This is a genomic window from Streptomyces sp. Da 82-17 (genome assembly GCF_046098215.1).
Classification (GTDB): Bacteria; Actinomycetota; Actinomycetes; order Streptomycetales; family Streptomycetaceae; genus Streptomyces.
Genome location: NZ_JBJURH010000027.1, coordinates 1 through 13,580, shown reverse-complemented (window position 1 = coordinate 13,580; position 13,580 = coordinate 1). Strand labels below are relative to the sequence as shown.

Below are 13,580 nucleotides of genomic sequence, written 5' to 3'. Positions count from 1 at the left end.
TGTTCGTTCTTGCGCTTGGGGGTGCGTGGTTCTCGGGGCGGGCGGGCGAGGCGACCGCACCGCACGGCTCAACTTGCGGCTGCTGGCGGCGAGTTCGACGACGCCCGGTCAGTCAGTGCCTTCGACGATGCGGAAGTCGCGCTCGACGCCGTCGGAGAGGGCGGCCAGCGCCTCCTGGTAGGCCGCACTCTCGCGCGCTGCGACGGCCTGCTCGAAGCTGTCGAACTCGATCAGGATGGTGCGCTCGGCGATCCCGGCGTCATGTGCCACGACTCGACTGTCGCGGGCGGCGAGGAGTCGACCGCCCGCGGCCTCGACGGCCGGACCGGCCAGCTTGTCGTAGGCGGCCAGCTTCTCGGGGTCGGAAATGGTGCGGTAGGAGCTGACCCAGTAGCCCTTGGGCATGGAACCTCCAGTGTCGGGGGGAGTGCATCCGGTTTACGGGTTGGCCGCAGGCGAGCGTCGGCGCGAGTGGCTCGTGCGGCACACCCGGCGGCTTCATCGGCGGAGCGCCCGGTCGGCGTCGGCGGTGCAGGCGTGGTGAGTGGTTCGATGCGTGGCGTCCCGGCACCTCCTGCTTCGACTTTCGCATCACTATGCTGCTTCGAGAATCGAAGCGCAAGGAGTGAGTATGGAAGCCAGAGCGCCACGCCCGGGTGTGCCGGTACGGGGTTCCGAATCGGGTCGTCCGGTGATGGCCGCACTCGACCTGCTCGGACGGCGTTGGACGATGCGGATCCTGTGGGAACTCCGTCAAGCTCCGGCCGGCTTCCGCGAGTTGCAGCGCCGATGCGAGCGCATGTCCTCCAGCGTGCTCAGTACCCGGATCGAGGAACTGTCCGGCGCCCGCCTGCTCGCCCTGGGCAGCGACGGCTACCACCTCACCCCGCTCGGCCAGGATCTCTGCGAGGCGCTGAGCCCGCTGGACGCCTGGAGTCGACGCTGGGCCGAGGAACTGGGGCCCGCGACGACAGGAGAGCTGGAATGACACCGGGTGGCTGGTCCGATCACGGCAGCGGTGCCGTCCTGGACAGTCTCTCTGTCGCGCACGGTCTGATCAACGCAGAGGCGAGCTTGTCCTGATGCTCAGCCGCAGTCGGCTGATTCGGGCTGTGGCGGCTGTGGACCGGGGTGGCTCCGCCCGCTGACCAGGGGCCGCGTGACCGAGGGCCCCGTGACCAAGGGCCGCGTGACCAAGGGCCGTGTGACCAGGGTCCATGCGTCGATGTCCCGATAGCGCCGCGGGCCCGCGTGGCCTCTTACGGTGCTGCCGACCAGGTGGAGGCGTTCCGTCTGCCACGGGCGTCCGGTGAAGCCGTCGAGGGCGGCGGCCACCGCGGTGACGGACGTGGTGTCGTTGCGGCGGGCGCGGGCCAGCGTGAGGTGGGGGCGGAGCGGGCGCTCGACGAACGTGACGCCGCAGTGCCTGACCCGGGCTCGTACGGCTTCGGCCAGCTCGTGCAGTCGGTCGAGGTCGCCTCCGATGCCGCTCCACAGCACGCGCTCGTCGAAGTGCCCGCCCCCGAGCAGGGCCAGTTCGAGGGAGGGGCGGGCAGCGGCGAGGTCGGCGAGGGGTGCCCGGAGCCGCTGGACGGTGTGCACCGGCAGCTCGCCGAGGAAGGCCAGGGTGATGTGCCAGTCCTCGATGCGGTTCCAACGCAGCTCGGGGTGGGCGGCGTAGGCCGGGCTCAGCGCCTGCGCCAGCTCGTTCTTCGCCTCGTCGGGCGGCGCGAGGGCGATGAAGGCGTGCTGGGTGGGGGCCTCGTCGTGCGGTGCGGTCACGGGGTCTTCTTACCTCATGGGGGCACCGACGCAGGTGGACGGCCGCACCATCACCCCAACTCCCTTCGGGGTAGCCGGAGTTGTCCCGATGCGCCGCCCCACGCCGCAGCGGGCCGTCGACGGTCGCGTCCCCGCCTGCGGCTCAGCCCTGACCGTTGAGCCACTGAGCGAGAACGGCCGCTTCGCTGTGACTCGCGTCCTTGGTGGCCGTGAGGAGGGTGACCTTTCCCTGGGCGGCCAGGGTGCGCAGTTCGTCTACGGCGTCGGGATCCGCCGGGTCCTCCAGTTCGGCGACGTAGCGGCGACGGAACTCCTCGAAGCGCTCGGGGTCGTGGTGGTACCAGCGGCGCAACTCGGTGGACGGCGCGACGCCCTTGGCCCAGTCGTCCAGGTCGGCCTTCTCCTTGCTCACTCCGCGTGGCCAGAGGCGGTCCACCAGAATGCGCTTGCCGTCCTGCGGCGACGGATCCTCGTAGATTCTGCGGTACGCGACGTTCTGGGTTTTCTGAGCCATTGCGTGCCCTTGTTCGGCTCGGCAGCAGGGGGCAGAGTTCCGCACCCCCAGGCTCGCTGGACCGGGCGTTGATCGCCAGCCGGTGAGCAGGGGCAGGGCGTGCAGTGCGTACAGCAGACGCCCGGCACGTCACCTCGTGTCACGTCGTAGTCGCGAGTTCCCCACCGCCCTCCGTCCGCTCGACGCGCTGAGCCGCGGCTTGCCGCATAGCGTGGTCCGTATGAGTACCTGGCTGCCTGTCTCCGCGGTGCCGCGGCTCGGTGTCGCGGTGGCCGTCGGAGTGGTGGTGGGCGTGGTCGTCGGCGTGACGACCGGGCCTCTGCTCGCGGTACTAGCCGCGATCGCCGCGACCGAGCTGGTGTTCGCGGCGGCGGGCTGGACCGTGCTGTGGCCGATGGACGCGCACGCCACCCGGGCCAACGCGCGGCGCGAGGACTTCCGCCCGGTCACCGACGAGCTGGTGGTCGTCGGAACGGCGTCGAGCGGACTCGTCGCGATCGTGCTGCTTCTGCTGCTCGGCGATTCCGGCGACAGCCACGCCGCGGCGGCCGTCGCGCTGGCCGGCGTGTTCATGTCCTGGGCCGCGCTGCACCTCATGTACGCGACGCGGTACGCGTACATCTACTACGACTCCGGCGGCGGCATCGACTTCAACTCGAAGGAGCCGCCCACGTACCGGGACTTCCTGTACTTCAGCTACAACCTCGGCATGACCTACCAGGTCTCCGACACGAACGTCTCGACGACCAGGATCCGCGCCGTGGTGCTCCGGCACTCGGTCCTGTCGTACGTGTTCGGGACCGGCATTCTGGCGACCGCCATCAACCTCGTCATGGGCATCGTCACCGGCTGAACCCCTACCGTCAGGAGCGGAAGTGAACGGAAACCCCGAGCCGATCAGCGCCGAGGCCCGCCGCGCCCTCGAAGAGGAGAGGGCCGGCCTGCGCGCCGAGCGGGAGTTGGTCGCGAAGACCCTGCAGACGCCGCAGGAGGTCGGCGACCGTGCCGACGAGGCGGACGAGTTGCAGCGCTCGAACGACCTGAAGCACCTCGACGCGCGCATCGACGAGATCACCGTACGGCTGCAGCAGGCGGACCTCGCGGGCGCCGCGGACACCGAGGAGGTCGGCGTCGGGAGCACCGTCACCGTGAGGTTCGCGGACGGCGCGACGCAGACCATGCACATCGGTGAAGTCGCCGAAGCCCTGGACCCCGACATGGTCACGGCCGACAGCCCGCTGGGCAAGGCCCTGCTCGGCAGCCGCCCCGGCGACAGCGTCGAGTACAGGACTCCGGGCGGCCGGGCCGAAGCCGTCGTCGTGTCGATCGGCGAGTCCCCGAGCGGCAGTTAGTACGGGCCGGGCCAGGGCGCCTTTCCAGCGCCGGACGGGGTTCACATGGCTGATCGAAACGCAGCGGGCGGCAGGCCGGGGCACACGGGGAGCACCGCTCTCGGCAAGCTGATCGCGTGGGTCGAGACGCAGCTTCCGCAGCTGACCGACGACGTGGACGCTACGGTCCGCGAGCGGATCCAGCTCTACCGCGACGACGACATTGTGCCGCCGGACGACCTTCATCGTTCCATCGCACTGAATCTCCGCTTCGTCGTCCGCGGGCTCGCCGCGCCGGACGCCACCCCGGACGTGACGGCGCCTTCCGAGACCGGCCGACGCCGCGCCCACCAAAGCGCCCCCCTGCCCGAAGTGCTGCGCTGCTACCGCATCGCCTGCGCCATGCTCTGGGACCTCCTCCTCGACCGCGCACGCGCCGACGGCCGCCCGGAGGTCCTCGACGCGCTGGTGGACTCGTCGAGCACCCTGTGGCGGCTGTCCGACGAACACGCCCTGGCGCTCACCGAGGCGTACCGCGCGGCCACGGCGGACATGCTGACCGCGCAGCAGCGACGGCGTTCCGCCCTGGTCGAGGCCCTGTTCACGGGCGGACTGGTGCCCGAGGCAAGCGCTTGGGAGGTCGGCAAGCTCCTCGGCCTGCCACTCGACACCGACCTGATGGTGGTGGCCGCCGAGACCGCCGGCTTGGCCGAGGAGAGCCTCGTCGGCGTCGAACGCGTCCTGGGGCAGGTGGGCATCGTGTCGGCCTGGCAGCTGACTCCCCACCTCCAGGCGGGAGTTGTCGCCCTGCGCGAGGACCAGCGCGACATGGTGCTCACGCTGCTCGACGCGACAGCCGCCGCCCGCACCGGCGTGAGCCCGCTGTACTCGTCCCTCTCGGAGACGCCCCGCGCCCTGCACCTCGCCCGTTCGGCGCTCGCCGAGATCCCCGTGGGCGAGGTCGAGGTACGCAGCTTCAGCCTGAGCCCGCTCGCCGCGCTCATCGCGTACGACCGGGACGAGGGCCGTCGACTCGCGCGGGAAGTCCTCGGCCGGGTGCTGGACCTGCCTCAGGAGGACCGCGACCCTCTGGTGCGCACACTCCGGGCCTTCGTCGACCACTCCGGCTCCACGGACCGCGCCGCCGCGGTGCTGCACTGCCACCCCAACACGGTGCGGTACCGCCTCAACCGCATCCGCGAACTCACCGGCCGCTCACTCACCGAGCCGAGAGAACTCGCCGAACTGGTCGCCGCGGTGGACGCCTTGACCTTGGGACCGTCTGGTCGTTCCTGACGTGGGGCCGTTCCTCGCGGCCGAGGCGTTCCTGACGTACGAGCGTCCGTCGCGGCAGCTCATGCTCGGCGATCGCGCCTCGACTGCCGAGCCGCGTCGGCGAACGCCTCGTCGAGTGCGACCAACAAGTCGGCCGTCGTCGCGAAAAGCGTTCTCTCCCGGGAGTCGGTCACGGACGCCGATTCGGCACGCAATTGCAGGGCCAGTTCCTGCATGCGGGCCCGCGCCCGGGGGGGGCGTCGGGCCCGGGCCTCCGGCCCCCTTGTCGGCCCGCACAAGGAGCGTTGTTCTCCCGGCCAGAATTCCGTACGTATGGATCTTCGCGGCCGGTTTTGTGCGCACGCACGCGTCGTTCAGTGGGGGAGTTGCTGCAGAAACTCCGCCACGGAGACGGCAGGTCCCCGCGCGAACCCCTCCACCGCCTCGGCGACGCGGATGTCCTTTCCGTCGAAGCGCACGACGGGCGTCTCCAGAACCTTCAGGGAGGGAAAGGCGGCGACGGTGGTTCCGGCCCAATCCATGTACGTGTCGTCCGTGACCTTGCCGTCGAACTCCTCCGACCTGAGGCCGTCGACCTTGCTCGCCAGGTCAAGCAGGACCGAGGTCTCGGAGAACCGGTCGAACCCCGGCGGATACGGCTGTGCTTCGAGCAGCACGGCCAGATATTCGACGAACTGCCTTTGGCCCATGTCGCTCGCCGCACCCAGCGCGGCGAGTCCACGCACCGAACCGGAACCTCCGACCGTGTCGTCCATCAACGCGGCGAAATGGAATTCGATGACGTAACGGCCTTCGTCCGCGCCTTTACGCATCGTGTTCAAAAGCCCCACCGCCACGTTGTGGCTCGATCTGTCACGCAGGTCGAGAAAGAACTCCAGTGTGTGCGGGTGGTTCGGATCCCCGTAGTACACGGTGGTTCCGTCAATTCCATTTGTGTGTGCTGGATTCATGAATCGAAGGTGTCACATCCTGGTGGCGCCTACGACTGGACGTATCCCGAGGCCCGGCCCGCTCGGCGATGCTCCGGCAGCCGCAGGCCTCCTGTCGGCAGGCGGGGTCTACGCTGTGGCTCGCGGCCGTCACACCGCTGTCTCATGCCGGGAGGGCACATGCAACGCGGTGAAGTCTGGTGGGTCGATTTCGACGAGCGACGCCCGGTCGTGCTGCTCTCCGACGAGGAGTCGTCCGGGTTCCAGGCGATGCAGGTCGTCGCGCCGGCGGGCGTCGACATGAGCGGCCTGGGCGTCGAAGTGGCCGTAGGAGCCCCGGAAGGACTGCCTTTCGACGGCGTGCTGCGGTTCGCGTTCCCGCGTCCCGGCCTCACCCCGTGCACATGGCTGACCACCGTGGCCCGGGACGACCTGATCGAGCGGGCGGGCGTGTTGTCCTCCGGGAAGCTCAGCGAGGTCGAAGCAGCCCTCCTTGCCGCTGGAGAGAGCAGGGAGTGGACGCCGATGACGGCTGCCAGGATCAGCGAGATCAAGAACGCCCGCCGTCTCGGAGGGCTCGACTGAAGTGATCGTTTGCTGAGGTTGCGGGGGCAGGGGTGTCGGGATTCAGTGAGGAAAACGAGCCTCTGCACCTGGAGCTGTCATGTCGATGTCTTCCTTCGGTTTCGGTTCCTCCGACCCGTTCAGTGAGATGTTCAACCGGTTCTTCGGGATGTCGCCGCAGTCGTCGCCGCCGGCGGTGCAGCGGGTGCCGATCGGGCGGTTGCTGACGGAGTCGTCGCAGGAGCTGCTGAACCTGGCGGCGCAGCGCGCGGCGGACGACGGTACGTCGGACCTCGATACGGAACACCTCCTGTGGGCCTGCACGCAGGTGGACCCGGCGCGGTCCCTGCTCGCCCAGGCCGGGGTGGACCCGCAGGCGCTGGGCGAGCGGATCGCGAAGGTGTTGCCGCGCGAGTCCGGGCTGCCCTCGGCGGAACCCGGCCTGACGCCCGCCGCGAAGCGCACGCTCGGCAACGCGTACGCGCTGTCGCAGCAGGCGGGCGTCTCGTACATCGGGCCCGAGCACATCCTGGGCGCGCTCGTCGGGGACGCGGATTCGGGAGCGGGCCGGTTCCTGAGCGCCGAGGACGTGGACCCGCGGAAGCTGCGAGGCGTGGCGGAGCAGGCGGCCCGAGCCGAGGGAGGAGCCCAGGCGGGGGCCAAGCCGGCCGCGACGACGCTGGACGAGTACGGGCGTGACCTGACCGAGGAGGCGAAGGCGGGCAAGCTCGACCCGGTGGTGGGCCGGTCGGAGGAGATCGAGCAGACCGTCGAGATCCTCTCCCGGCGCTCGAAGAACAACCCCGTCCTGATCGGGGAACCCGGCGTCGGCAAGACCGCGATCGTCGAAGGCCTCGCGCAGCGGATCGTGGCGGGCGAGGTGCCGGAGACGCTGAAGGACAAGCGGGTCGTGTCCCTCGACCTGTCCGGGATGGTGGCCGGGGCCCAGTACCGGGGGCAGTTCGAGGAGCGGTTGAAGAAGGTCATCGAGGACGTGCAGGAGGCGGGCGGGGACATCATCCTGTTCATCGACGAGCTGCACACCGTCGTCGGCGCGGGCGCGACCGGCGAGGGCTCGATGGACGCGGGCAACATGCTCAAACCCGCCCTGGCGCGCGGTGAGTTGCATGTGGTCGGGGCGACGACGATCGACGAGTACCGCAAGCACATCGAGAAGGACGCCGCCCTGGAACGCCGCTTCCAGCCCGTCCTGATCCCCGAGCCGACCGTCGAGGAGACGATCCAGATCCTCGAAGGACTCCGGGACGCGTACGAGGCGCACCACCAAGTCCGTTTCGAGGACGGGGCGTTGGCGGCCGCGGCCGAACTCTCCGACCGGTACGTGAGCGACCGGTTCCTGCCGGACAAGGCCATCGACCTCATGGACCAGGCGGGCGCGAGGGTCCGGCTGCGCAGCGCGGGCCGCTCCACCGAAGTCGTCTCGCGCGAGGACCGTATCGCCAAGCTCAAGCGGGAGAAGGACCAGGCCATCGCGGCCGAGGACTACGACAAGGCGGGGCAGCTGAAGCAGGAAATCGCCGAAGTCGAGGGCGAGTTGGCGGGCATCGAGGAGCGCCGCGAAGGGGTCGTGTCGGTCACGGCGAAGGACATCGCCGACGTCGTGTCCCGTCGTACGGGCATCCCGGTCGCGCAGCTCACCACCAGCGAGAAAGAGCGGCTGCTGAAGCTGGAGGAGGAGATGCACGCCCGCATCGTCGGGCAGGACGAGGCGGTCACCGCGGTCTCCGAGGCCGTACGGCGCAACCGCGCGGGCATGGGCGACCCGAACCGGCCCGTCGGCTCGTTCCTGTTCCTCGGCCCGACCGGCGTCGGCAAGACCGAACTGGCCAAGACGCTCGCGGAGTTGCTGTTCGGCGACGAGGACCGCATGGTCCGCTTCGACATGAGCGAGTTCCAGGAGAAGCACACCGTCGCCCGGCTGGTCGGTGCGCCTCCCGGATACGTCGGCTACGAGGAGGCCGGCCAGCTCACCGAGAAGGTGCGGCGGCACCCGTACAGCGTGGTGCTGTTCGACGAGGTCGAGAAGGCCCACCCGGACGTGTTCAACACGCTCCTGCAGATCCTCGACGACGGTCGGCTCACCGACGGGCAGGGGCGCACGGTCGACTTCCGGCACTGCGTCGTCATCATGACGTCCAACATCGGCGCGCACCGCATCCTCGCCCACGAAGGCGACGCCGCCGAGCTGAAGGACGAGCTGATGGAGGACCTGCGGGGCAGGTTCCTGCCGGAGTTCCTCAACCGGATCGACGACATCATCGTCTTCCACAGCCTCACCGAGGACGACCTCACCGAGATCGTCGACCACCTGCTGCAGCGCAGTGAACGGCGCGTCCACGCACAGGGGTTGAAGCTGGAGGTCACGGAGGCCGCGAAGAAACTCCTCGTGGCGCACGGCTACCAGCCCGAGTTCGGCGCACGCCCCCTGCGCCGCACCATCCAGACCGAACTCGACAACCGCATCGCGTCCCTCCTCCTCGGCGGAGAGGCCGACCCGGGCGACACGATCGTCGCGGACGTCAAGGACGACACCCTGCACTGCACCATCCGCCGACCGGACAAGGACGAGACACCCCAGCCCGAGCAGGCCGCGGACGACGGGGACACGTCCGACACCGAGGAGAAGTGATGGGACACCACAAGACCAACCGCGAAGTCGAAGGAAACCCCGACACCCGGCACGGCGGCGGGATGCCCCGACGACCCGACGAGGTCGAACTCGAACGGCGCACCCAGGAGGACCGACGCGACCTCGGACTGAACCCCGACGCCGGACCGAGCGCGGAAGCCCAGTACGAGGAGGCGCAGGCCGCCGTCGACCGGGCGGTGGAGCGCGGCGAGGACAAGTCGGCGGACACCACGAGCTAGCGGGCCACGTGCAGCCGTTCGAGCAGCGCGTACGCGTGTTGCTCGGCGGCTGCCAGCTCGGTGGGGTCGACGCCCGCGGGCCACAGCTCGCCCGCCGCCGCGTCGTCGGCCTCGCGCAGCTCCACCACGGCGGCCACCAGGCGCAGTTGGACCGTGGGCAGGCCGGGGCCCGAGCGGTCCGCCAGCCAACGCTCCGCCGCCGCGGCCGCCTCCGTGCACGCGGCCAGCGCGCGGGCGGCCCTGACCGCCGAGTGGCCGTGCACGACCAGCAGCGCGCAGAGCAGTCCGACGACGATCCCGTCGACGCTGCCGACGACGCGGGCGTACACGAGTTGTCCCGCCGGGGCCGGCGCGGCCAGGTCGCTGAGGAGCAGCGCCAGCGGTGTGAGGAAGACGACGCCGAGTCCGTAGTTGCGGGCGACGTAGTACTCGAGGAGGAACTCCAGGAGTACGACGACCAGAGCGAGCGTCACCGGCGCGAGGTCCACGGCCAGGACACCGAGGGCGATGAGCAACCCGACGAGCGTGCCCAACGTCCGCTGGACAGCCCGCTCGACCGTGGTCCGCAGATTGACGGAGTGCAGCACGGCCGCCGCCGACACCGAAGCCCAGTAGCCGTGTTCCAGGTCGAGGGCCGCGGCCAGACCGCCCGCCGCGCCCGTGCCCAGCACCATCCGCAGGGCGGGCACGGCGAGGACGGCGGCCTTCCGGTGCGGTTCGCCGTGGTACCGGCCCACGAGGAGGTCCGCGGCGCGATGCGTGACCCGGGCCGCCTGCGACGGGTGCAGGGGATCGGTGCTGCCGCGGTGCTCCTGGTGCAGGAACGGCAGCTCGGTCAGCAGCGGGGGAAGCTTCCTGCGCCGCCGCGTGAGCAGCCGAGCCTGACGCCGCAAGTGGTGTGCCGTGTCGAGGAGATGACGCGGCGAGTCGTGCCCCGAACCGATCAGCAACGCCCACGACAGGTCGGTGAGACGTACGAACAGTCCGGTGCGGTCCGCCTGCCGGGGCTCGGTGGGCGGCCTGAGCCCGAGCGAGTGGTAGGCCTGCAGGACCGCGACGGTCGTCCGCTGCCGGACCTGCCGCACCTGCTGGACGCCTCCCCCGGCGGCCGTCGCCTCCAGGAGTACGGCGAGTTCCTGGAGCGCGTTGGCCACGGCGAACCGCTGGGGACGGTCCGGATGCACGAGCCACCCGGACACGCCGAACACCCACGCGGCAGCGGCACCCGCAGCGGCCAGCCCCGTCTGCACCGGCACCTCGGACCAGGCCGCCGGGCTGTTGGCCGCCACGGCGAACGAGAACAGCAGCAGCACCGCGCCGAGCCCGCTCAGCCGTGCCGCGTCGCACGCGAACTTCGACAGCCCGGCGACGAGCGCCGTCCCCGCGACCACGGCGATCTCACCGGCCCCGCCCTCCCAGGGCCGTGCCCACACCGCGAACGCCGAGCCGCAGCCGACGCTCGCGGTCATGGCCACGGCCACCAGCGCGAGCACGCGGGCACGGCGCGGATACGGCAGGTTCCGCCCGAACGTGGTCGTGAACGACCCCAACATCGCGTACACCGCGAGATCGGGCCGCCCCGCCTGCGCCACCGGCAACGCCACCACGCCCATCGCCAGAGCGGCCCGTACGGCGAAGAACAGCGCACCGTCCACCCGGTGCACCGTGAAGACCCCGCGGGGCGCGAGCACGCGCGTGGCGCCCGCCACGGCAGGCCGCCAACCACCCTTGGACCGGGCGGACGAGGAGCGGTTCAGGGGAGGCATGGTCGGGATCACCATTCGTGATGAGCGGTTCCTGGCGGTGGCGTGGCAGTGGCGGTGGTGGCAGTGCGGATCGGCGGTCTGAAGGTCGCCGCCGAGGTGTGGTCAGCTTCACCGCATTCGCAGAAACGGTCAAAGTGGTAGTTCCGAACATGCGATAGGCGAGGGCGATCAACGAGGCCGCGCCTCGCGCACGCCGACAACCGCCACCGCTACCGCTACCGCCTCCGCCTCCGCCGGCCTAGGCCAGGCCGGGGCCGTGCGGCAGGCGTTCCAGCGTGGACGCGATGTCGGTGTCCCGGGCGATCCCGGTGAGCGCACGCGCGAGTGCGGACTCCGGCTCGCGTGCGAGCGTGACGAGCCCGACGGGCACACTCCGCGTCGGTTCGGCCATGGGCACGGCACACATGCCGTACGGGACGCCGAAGACGTGCAGCCAGGTCTGCGGCACGATACTCGCCCACCGTCCGGCCCTGACCTGGGCGAAGAGCGCGGCGACCGAGTCGGTCTCGATGCGTGGCGAGGGCAGCACCCCGGCCTCGGCGAACTGGGCGTCCAGGACCTGCCGTCCCGCCATCTCCGGGCCGAGGAGGCACAGGGGCAGCTGCGCGGCGTCCTCCCAGGCGACCGTCGCCCGGTGTGCGAGCCGGTCCGAGGCGTCGCTGAGCAGCACGTACCGCTCCTCGTACAGCGGGACCGTGCGGAAGGCGGCCGGCAACTCCTGGTGGAGGTAGGTGACTCCGGCGTCGATCTCGAAGCTCTGCAGCCGGCGGAGGATCTCGTCGGACGTCAGGTCGGCGGCCACCTCGACGAACACCAGCGGGTGCGCGGTGCAGAACGGCGCGGTGAGCTGGGCGACGGCCCCGGAGGCGGTCGGCACGGCGCCGATGCGGAGCTTGCCGCTCAACCCGGTGCGCAGGGCGCCGACTTCGCTCTTCATGGCGTCCCGGTCGGCGAGGATCCGCTGCGCCCAGACGACGATGCGTTCGCCTTCGGGGGTGAGGCCCTCGTACTTGTGGCCGCGCCGCACCAGCGGCACGCCGAGCTCGTCCTCCAGCTTGCGGAGGCCTTCGGAGAGGGCGGGCTGGGAGACGTGGCAGGACTGGGCGGCCCGCGCGAAGTGGCGTTCGCGGGAGAGCGCGAGCAGGTACTCGAGTTGGCGGAGAAGCACTCCACGGGTGTACCGGACCATCGGTCGTTCTGCCAATCGGAGCGGGCGGCCGTGTTGCCGGATCAGGAGGCCGGGGCGGGGCGGAGGCGTTCGGGGTGCGTGTAGACGTTCATGGAGGCGCCGCGGAGGAAGCCGACGAGGGTGAGGCCGCTCTCGTCGGCCAGGTCCACGGCGAGGGACGACGGCGCGGACACCGCCGTGAGCATGGGGATGCCGGCCATCACCGCCTTCTGCACGAGCTCGAAGGACGCCCGGCCCGACACCATCAGGACCGTCTCGCGCAGGGGCAGGAGCCCGCTGCGCAGGGCGTGTCCGATCACCTTGTCGACGGCGTTGTGCCGGCCCACGTCCTCGCGCAGGCAGAGCAGTTCGCCGTCGCCGCCGAACAGCCCGGCGGCGTGCAGCCCGCCCGTCGTGTCGAAGACCCGCTGCTGCTCGCGGAGCCGTTCCGGCAGTTCGGCGACGGTACCGGGTGAGATCCGCAGCGGGTCCTCGGCGACCGACCACGCGGCCTGGGTGCGTACGGCGTCGAGGCTGGCCTTGCCGCACAGGCCGCACGAGGACGTGGTGTAGAAGTTCCGCTCGAGGGACGGATCGGGTGCGGCCACGCCGGGGGAGAGGCCGACGTCGACGACGTTGTACGTGTTGCTCCCGTCTGCGGTCGCGCCCGCGCAGTACCGGATGCCGGTCACGTCGTCGGCCGCGTGCACGACGCCTTCGCTCACCAGGAACCCGGCGGCGAGGTCGAAGTCGTGGCCGGGGGTGCGCATCGTGACGGTCAGGGGCCGGCCGCCGACGCGGATCTCCAGCGGCTCCTCGGCGGCCAACGTGTCGGGCCGGTACGAGCCCTTGCCGTCGCGGATGCGCAGTACGCGCCGCCGTGCGGTCACGCGTCCCATGGGGAACTCCTCTCCTCGGGGGGCTAGGCGGCGTCGGCGGTCGGCTCCAGGCGGACCACGACGCCCTTGGAGGTGGGGCAGTTGGAGATGTCGGCGACGCTGTCGAGGGGCACCAGGACGTTGGTCTCCGGGTAGTACGCGGCGGCCGAGCCCCGGCTCGCCGGGTAGGCGACGGTGGTGAAGTTCTCCGCGCGCCGCTCGCGCCCGTCGTGCCACACGCTGACGAGGTCCACCAACTGCCGGTCGGCGAGGCCGAGTTCGTCGAGGTCCGCCGGGTTGACGAGGACGACGCGGCGGGCGTTGTGGATGCCCCGGTAGCGGTCATTGGGCGCGTACCAGATGGTGTTCCACTGGTCGTGGGAGCGCAGTGTCTGCAGCAGCAGGTGACCCTCCGGCACGTGCGGCATCGTGAACTCGTTCCGCGTGAACACGGCCTTGCCGC

14 protein-coding genes and 1 pseudogene are annotated in these 13,580 nt (G+C 70.7%); 7 read left to right on the top strand and 8 right to left on the bottom strand.

The genetic code is table 11. From position 1 onward, the window contains the following. Positions 1–108: 108 nt before the first annotated feature. Positions 109–405: a DUF1330 domain-containing protein gene (locus ACIDOF_RS32985; RefSeq protein ID WP_409009875.1), complete on the bottom strand. Its 297-nt coding sequence runs from the start codon at positions 403–405 to the stop codon at positions 109–111. Positions 406–631: 226 nt separating this feature from the next. Between ACIDOF_RS32985 and ACIDOF_RS32980 the strand changes: the two genes are divergently transcribed. Further along, complete coding sequence (locus ACIDOF_RS32980; RefSeq protein WP_409009874.1) at positions 632–988, top strand: winged helix-turn-helix transcriptional regulator; 357 nt, start codon at positions 632–634, stop codon at positions 986–988. A 227-nt stretch (positions 989–1,215) separates the two neighbouring features. Here the strand turns inward: ACIDOF_RS32980 and thpR are convergent. Together thpR and ACIDOF_RS32970 are read right to left on the bottom strand one after the other, a co-directional pair. Next, positions 1,216–1,782, bottom strand: a pseudogene (gene thpR / locus ACIDOF_RS32975) (RNA 2',3'-cyclic phosphodiesterase); the annotation flags it as partial. Positions 1,783–1,924: 142 nt separating this feature from the next. Further along, complete coding sequence (locus tag ACIDOF_RS32970) at positions 1,925–2,296, bottom strand: DUF488 domain-containing protein (RefSeq protein WP_409009873.1); 372 nt, start codon at positions 2,294–2,296, stop codon at positions 1,925–1,927. 220 nt (positions 2,297–2,516) lie between these two features. Here ACIDOF_RS32970 and ACIDOF_RS32965 point away from each other — a divergent pair, with 220 nt between their 5' ends. From ACIDOF_RS32965 to ACIDOF_RS32955, 3 genes are read left to right on the top strand one after another with little or no spacing between them, the layout of a single operon-like run. Continuing rightward, positions 2,517–3,149: a DUF1345 domain-containing protein gene (locus ACIDOF_RS32965; protein WP_409009872.1), complete on the top strand. Its 633-nt coding sequence runs from the start codon at positions 2,517–2,519 to the stop codon at positions 3,147–3,149. 22 nt (positions 3,150–3,171) lie between these two features. Beyond that, positions 3,172–3,648 (top strand): GreA/GreB family elongation factor, encoded by a 477-nt coding sequence (locus ACIDOF_RS32960; protein WP_409009871.1) that lies wholly within the window; start codon positions 3,172–3,174, stop codon positions 3,646–3,648. A gap of 45 nt (positions 3,649–3,693) precedes the next feature. Next, the gene (locus ACIDOF_RS32955) at positions 3,694–4,923 is read left to right on the top strand and encodes a PucR family transcriptional regulator (protein WP_409009870.1); all 1,230 of its coding nucleotides are present in this window, start codon (positions 3,694–3,696) and stop codon (positions 4,921–4,923) included. Positions 4,924–5,276: 353 nt separating this feature from the next. Here ACIDOF_RS32955 and ACIDOF_RS32950 read toward each other — a convergent pair whose 3' ends face one another. Further along, positions 5,277–5,873, bottom strand: a complete 597-nt coding sequence (locus ACIDOF_RS32950) for a thioredoxin domain-containing protein (protein ID WP_409009869.1) — start codon at positions 5,871–5,873, stop codon at positions 5,277–5,279. Positions 5,874–6,032: 159 nt separating this feature from the next. Here ACIDOF_RS32950 and ACIDOF_RS32945 point away from each other — a divergent pair, with 159 nt between their 5' ends. The 3 genes from ACIDOF_RS32945 (at position 6,033) to ACIDOF_RS32935 (ending at position 9,305) form a co-directional block, all read left to right on the top strand. Next, positions 6,033–6,437, top strand: a complete 405-nt coding sequence (locus tag ACIDOF_RS32945; protein WP_409009868.1) for a type II toxin-antitoxin system PemK/MazF family toxin — start codon at positions 6,033–6,035, stop codon at positions 6,435–6,437. 79 nt (positions 6,438–6,516) lie between these two features. Further along, positions 6,517–9,066, top strand: a complete 2,550-nt coding sequence (locus ACIDOF_RS32940) for an ATP-dependent Clp protease ATP-binding subunit (protein WP_409009867.1) — start codon at positions 6,517–6,519, stop codon at positions 9,064–9,066. Next, positions 9,066–9,305 (top strand): hypothetical protein, encoded by a 240-nt coding sequence (locus tag ACIDOF_RS32935; RefSeq protein WP_409009866.1) that lies wholly within the window; start codon positions 9,066–9,068, stop codon positions 9,303–9,305. Before ACIDOF_RS32940 ends, ACIDOF_RS32935 begins: the two co-directional genes overlap by 1 nt. On the opposite strand, the gene ACIDOF_RS32930 is transcribed toward ACIDOF_RS32935, so the two are convergent. The 4 genes from ACIDOF_RS32930 to ACIDOF_RS32915 form a co-directional block, all read right to left on the bottom strand. Continuing rightward, a complete protein-coding gene (locus tag ACIDOF_RS32930) occupies positions 9,302–11,071 on the bottom strand; it encodes an FUSC family protein (RefSeq protein WP_409009865.1) in 1,770 nt (589 codons plus the stop codon). The two genes, ACIDOF_RS32935 and ACIDOF_RS32930, sit on opposite strands and share 4 nt — an antisense overlap. Positions 11,072–11,309: 238 nt before the next feature. Beyond that, complete coding sequence (locus tag ACIDOF_RS32925) at positions 11,310–12,239, bottom strand: LysR family transcriptional regulator (protein ID WP_409009864.1); 930 nt, start codon at positions 12,237–12,239, stop codon at positions 11,310–11,312. A 62-nt stretch (positions 12,240–12,301) separates the two neighbouring features. Next, complete coding sequence (fdhD, locus tag ACIDOF_RS32920; protein ID WP_409009863.1) at positions 12,302–13,138, bottom strand: formate dehydrogenase accessory sulfurtransferase FdhD; 837 nt, start codon at positions 13,136–13,138, stop codon at positions 12,302–12,304. A 23-nt stretch (positions 13,139–13,161) separates the two neighbouring features. Continuing rightward, positions 13,162–13,580 (bottom strand): molybdopterin dinucleotide binding domain-containing protein (locus ACIDOF_RS32915; RefSeq protein ID WP_409009862.1); only part of this gene is annotated, 419 nt, incomplete at its 5' end.

Excerpts from the sequence above, each read along its gene's own strand:
- ACIDOF_RS32985 (WP_409009875.1), bottom strand. The coding sequence starts at position 405 with ATGCCCAAGGGCTACTGGGTCAGCTCCTACCGCACCATTTCCGACCCC.
- ACIDOF_RS32935 (WP_409009866.1), top strand. The coding sequence starts at position 9,066 with ATGGGACACCACAAGACCAACCGCGAAGTCGAAGGAAACCCCGACACC.
- fdhD (WP_409009863.1), bottom strand. The coding sequence starts at position 13,138 with ATGGGACGCGTGACCGCACGGCGGCGCGTACTGCGCATCCGCGACGGC.
- ACIDOF_RS32945 (WP_409009868.1), top strand. The coding sequence starts at position 6,033 with ATGCAACGCGGTGAAGTCTGGTGGGTCGATTTCGACGAGCGACGCCCG.
- ACIDOF_RS32950 (WP_409009869.1), bottom strand. The coding sequence starts at position 5,873 with ATGAATCCAGCACACACAAATGGAATTGACGGAACCACCGTGTACTAC.
- ACIDOF_RS32980 (WP_409009874.1), top strand. The coding sequence starts at position 632 with ATGGAAGCCAGAGCGCCACGCCCGGGTGTGCCGGTACGGGGTTCCGAA.
- ACIDOF_RS32965 (WP_409009872.1), top strand. The coding sequence starts at position 2,517 with ATGAGTACCTGGCTGCCTGTCTCCGCGGTGCCGCGGCTCGGTGTCGCG.
- ACIDOF_RS32955 (WP_409009870.1), top strand. The coding sequence starts at position 3,694 with ATGGCTGATCGAAACGCAGCGGGCGGCAGGCCGGGGCACACGGGGAGC.
- ACIDOF_RS32970 (WP_409009873.1), bottom strand. The coding sequence starts at position 2,296 with ATGGCTCAGAAAACCCAGAACGTCGCGTACCGCAGAATCTACGAGGAT.
- ACIDOF_RS32940 (WP_409009867.1), top strand. The coding sequence starts at position 6,517 with ATGTCGATGTCTTCCTTCGGTTTCGGTTCCTCCGACCCGTTCAGTGAG.
- ACIDOF_RS32930 (WP_409009865.1), bottom strand. The coding sequence starts at position 11,071 with ATGCCTCCCCTGAACCGCTCCTCGTCCGCCCGGTCCAAGGGTGGTTGG.